The organism is Streptomyces sp. NPDC002701, assembly GCF_042889045.1.
Lineage (GTDB): Bacteria > Actinomycetota > Actinomycetes > Streptomycetales > Streptomycetaceae > Streptomyces.
On record NZ_JBIAQL010000012.1, the window covers coordinates 220781 to 224586 of the forward strand.

Annotated in this window: 3 protein-coding genes and 1 pseudogene; 3 read left to right on the forward strand and 1 reads right to left on the reverse strand. The window is 74.8% G+C overall.

Annotation, left to right across the window (positions count from 1 at the left end; all coding sequences use genetic code 11):
• Nucleotides 1–229: 229 nt before the first annotated feature.
• The gene (locus ACFYXC_RS28245) at nucleotides 230–793 is read left to right on the forward strand and encodes a helix-turn-helix domain-containing protein (protein ID WP_388913689.1); all 564 of its coding nucleotides are present in this window, start codon (nucleotides 230–232) and stop codon (nucleotides 791–793) included.
• Between the two features lie 40 nt (nucleotides 794–833).
• Nucleotides 834–1602, forward strand: a pseudogene (locus ACFYXC_RS28250) (helical backbone metal receptor).
• On the opposite strand, the gene ACFYXC_RS28255 reads toward ACFYXC_RS28250, so the two are convergent.
• Nucleotides 1529–2641 carry a TDT family transporter gene (locus ACFYXC_RS28255; protein WP_389554633.1) on the reverse strand — a complete coding sequence of 371 codons (1113 nt, stop codon included), beginning with the start codon at nucleotides 2639–2641 and terminating at the stop codon, nucleotides 1529–1531. The pseudogene ACFYXC_RS28250 and the gene ACFYXC_RS28255 overlap by 74 nt on opposite strands.
• A gap of 70 nt (nucleotides 2642–2711) precedes the next feature.
• On the opposite strand from ACFYXC_RS28255, the gene ACFYXC_RS28260 reads away from it, so the two are divergent.
• Nucleotides 2712–3656, forward strand: coding sequence for a LysR family transcriptional regulator (locus tag ACFYXC_RS28260; protein WP_389554635.1), 945 nt, complete (start codon nucleotides 2712–2714; stop codon nucleotides 3654–3656).
• Nucleotides 3657–3806: the final 150 nt, after the last annotated feature.

Sequence of the window (3806 nt, forward strand, 5' to 3'; positions counted from 1 at the left end):
CGGCGCCGTACGGCGCCGCCCACCCCTCGCTGCCGTACCCGTGGCCGGTGCGGGAATGTTTACGGGGATGTGACGGGCGCGTGAAACGGTTTGCCGAACACCCGTAGGGTGCAGACAACACATCAGAACCCGCACGACACGGGCGCGTACGCACCGTAGGCACCGCGCCGACCGCATCTCACGCACCGACGACGCACGGACCGACGACGCACAGGGGGGAGCCGAAGCGATGGACGAGAACAAGGAGACCCTTCGAGTGGGCGCGGCCGTCAGGCGGCGACGCCGGGCGCTGGAGCTGACCCTCGCCGTCGTCGCCGAGCGCAGCGGTCTGTCGGTGCCGTTCCTCAGCCAGGTCGAGAACGAGCGGGCCCGCCCCAGTACCCGTTCCCTCGAACGCGTGGCCGACGCTCTCGGCACGACCCGCGTGGAGCTGCTGGCGGCGGCCGACCCGGCGCGCAGTGTCGACGTGGTGCGCGCCGACGACTCCGAGTTCACCCACGAGCCCCGGGTGCGCCCCCTGGTGCGCGGACACCACCAGTTGCACGCCATGGAGTTCTCCGGCGACCAGGACGCCGGCCGCGAGTTCCAGCACCGCAACGACGAGCTGATGTACGTGGCGGACGGAGTCGTCGAGGTCGAGGCGGAGGGCCGCGCGTACCGGCTGGGCCGGGGCGACACCCTGTACCTGACGGGCGGGGTGCGCCACCGGTGGCGGGCCACCGAGGAGGACACCCGCGTCCTGCTCGTCGCGGTCGCGGACCACGTCGAGGCGGTGGACGATCTCAACCGGTGAGCGCCGGGCCGCGCGACCGGGCCCGGACGCCGGCACGGCCCTGCGGGTGGTGTCGCTGGTTCCGTCCCTCACCGAGGCCGTCGCCCTGTCCGCGCCCGGGGTGCTCGTCGGGACGACCGACTGGTGCAGCCGTCCCGCCGGCCTCGACGTCGTCCGGGTCGGCGGCACCAAGAACCCGGACCTTGGACGGATCGCCGCGCTCGCGCCCGACCTGGTGATCGCCAACGAGGAGGAGAACCGGGAGCCCGACCTGGCCGCGCTGCGGGCAGCGGGCACGGAGGTCCTCGTCACCGAGGTACGGGACCTGCCGGGGGCCTTCCGTGAACTGGCGCGCGTGCTCGGGGCGTGCGGTGTCCGCGGGCGGCCGCGCTGGCTGGCCGAGGCCGAGGCGGTGTGGCGCGACCCGCCCCGCCTGTCGCTCCCGTCCCGCCTGTCGCTCCCGTCCCGCCTGTCGGTCCCGTCCCGCCCGTCGGTGCCGTTCCGCGCGGCGGTGCCGGTCTGGCGGCGGCCCTGGATGGTGCTGGGCCGGGACACCTTCGCGGGGGACCTGCTGGCGCGGATGGGCGTCGACAACGCGTACGCGGCCCACGCCGAACGCTATCCGCGTGTCTCCGCCGGGGAACTGCGTGCCGCCCGCCTCGATCTCGTCGTGCTGCCCGACGAGCCGTACCGCTTCACCCGCGAGGACGGCCCCGAGGAGTTTCCCGGCGTGCGCCCTCGTCAGCGGGCGCCATCTCACGTGGTACGGGCCGTCGTTGGCACAGGCACCGCGCGTACTGGCCCGGGCGCTGCGAGCAGCCGTCCGCTGAGCAGGCCCCGGGCCGTGTGCGCGGAGGCCACCGTCCAGGCGGCCAGCAGCAGGACGTAGAGGACGACCGCGAGACCGTCGTAGACCGTGAGCCCGGTGTGCCGGGCGAGACCCTCGGCGCCCGTCACACACGTGCCCACCGGGAAGGTGAACGCCCACCAGGTCATCGTGAAGCCCATGCCCCGGCGGCGGGCCCGCACCACCATCGCGCCGGCCAGGGCCAGCCAGAACAGCGCGAAACCCGTCACCGGCACGCCGTACAGCACCGCGAGGACGGCGAAGCCCCGGTCGTACGGGGCACTCACGACCCCCGGCGCAGTGACGGCGAACCTGTCGACCGCCGTCGTGGACTGGCCCAGCGGACCCAGGACCAGGAACAGGGTCGGGGTGAGCGCGAGCGGCAGCGGCCCGCCCGTGACGAGGCGGGCGAAGACCAGCGGCAACGTCACCAGCGTGGCCAGCGCACTGAGGCCGAACATCGCGACACAGGCGAACAGCAGGGTCGCGCGGGGTGCGCCGGCCGGCAGGTGGGGCACGAGCAGCGGGCCGAGAGCGGCGGAGACCATCGGCGCGACCAGGGGAAGTATCCATATCGGGGTGATCCGGGAGACGTCCACGGGGTGACGGGTGATCAGCAGATACGGGACCGCCACGGCGGCGGCCAGCCCGGTCAGGGTGCCCGCCGTGAACAGGACGGCGTCCAGGGCCACCGCGGCCGGGGTGCCGATCCAGTCCCGGCCGACGACGAGCGCGCCGCCGCCGACGGCGAGCAGGGCCATCGAGAGGCAGCCGTAGAACGGGACCGTCGCCGGGTCCGAGAGGTGCGCCCTCGCCCGGTCCCCGTGGTGCGTCCAGTGCGCGGCCCTGGCTGCCAGCAGGACGAGGAGCAGGACCAGGGAAAGGGCCCAGAAGGCCGTGCAGACGGTGCGCAGGCCCGGGACACCGGCGAACGGGAGGCCGGCTCCCGCCGTGGCCACGATCGCGGTGCCCATGACGGGCGCGTACCAGTTGGGGCCGAGGTGGCGGACGGCGGAGACCATGTCCTCACGGTGCCCGCCCGGCGGGCGGCTCACCAGGGAGTACCGGTCTATGGGGGCATAAGGTGGGCTTATGAGCCGGGATGCCGTGGGTCGGGACGAGGGGACGAGTGCGGTGCCCGGCGGAGGGCTGGCGCACCGGGTGCCCGAGCTGGGCGCGCTGGAGCTGCTGCTCGCCGTGGCGCGGCTCGGCAGCCTGGGGCGGGCCGCCCGGGAGCTCGGGATCACCCAGCCCGCCGCCAGCAGCCGGATCCGGTCCATGGAACGGCAGTTGGGGGTCGCGCTGGTGGACCGGTCGCCCAGGGGGTCGCGGCTCACCGACGCGGGGGCGCTGGTCACGGACTGGGCCCGGCGGGTGGTCGAGGCGGCGGAGGCGTTCGACGCGGGGGCGCAGGCGCTGCGGGACCGGCGGGACTCGCGGCTGCGGGTCGCGGCGAGCATGACGATCGCCGAGTATCTGCTGCCGGGCTGGCTGATCGCGCTGCGGGGGCAGCGGCCGGACACGGCGGTGTCGCTGATCGCGGGGAACTCGACGGTGGTGGCCGAGCGGGTGCTCTCCGGGGAGGCGGACCTCGGGTTCGTGGAGGGGGTGTCCGTGGCGGGCGGTCTCGACTCCGTGGTGATCGCGCACGACCGGCTGATCGTGGTGACCGCGCCGGGGCACGCGTGGGCGCGGCGGCGGGCGCTTTCGGTGACGGCGGGGGAGCTGGGGGCCACGCCGCTGATCCTGCGGGAGAAGGGGTCGGGGACGCGGCAGGTGCTGGACGAGGCGCTCGGCGGGCTGGCCCGCCCGCTGATCGAACTGTCCTCCACGACGGCGGTGAAGGCGTCCGCGGCGTCCGGGGCGGGGCCGGCGGTCCTGAGTGAGCTGGCGCTCGGGGAGGAGCTGTCCGCTCGGCGGCTGGTGGAGATTCCGGTGGAGGGGGTTCGGCTGAGCAGGGCGCTGCGGGCGGTGTGGCCGGTGGGGCATCGGCCGGCGGGGCCGGCGCGGGATCTGTTGGCTTTGACGCGGTCGTAGATTTGCGGGGCGCCTCCGGCGGGGTTGCCGTTGTCTGCGGGTTTGTTGTGGCTGGTCGCGCAGTTCCTCGCGCCCCTTGGGTGGGTGGGGGTGGGGGTGGTCTGTCGGGGGCGGGGGTGGGGTGGGACGTGCGCTCGCAGCCGGAAACGC

Excerpts from the sequence above, each read along its gene's own strand:
- ACFYXC_RS28245 (WP_388913689.1), top strand. The coding sequence starts at position 230 with ATGGACGAGAACAAGGAGACCCTTCGAGTGGGCGCGGCCGTCAGGCGG.
- ACFYXC_RS28255 (WP_389554633.1), bottom strand. The coding sequence starts at position 2,641 with ATGGTCTCCGCCGTCCGCCACCTCGGCCCCAACTGGTACGCGCCCGTC.
- ACFYXC_RS28260 (WP_389554635.1), top strand. The coding sequence starts at position 2,712 with ATGAGCCGGGATGCCGTGGGTCGGGACGAGGGGACGAGTGCGGTGCCC.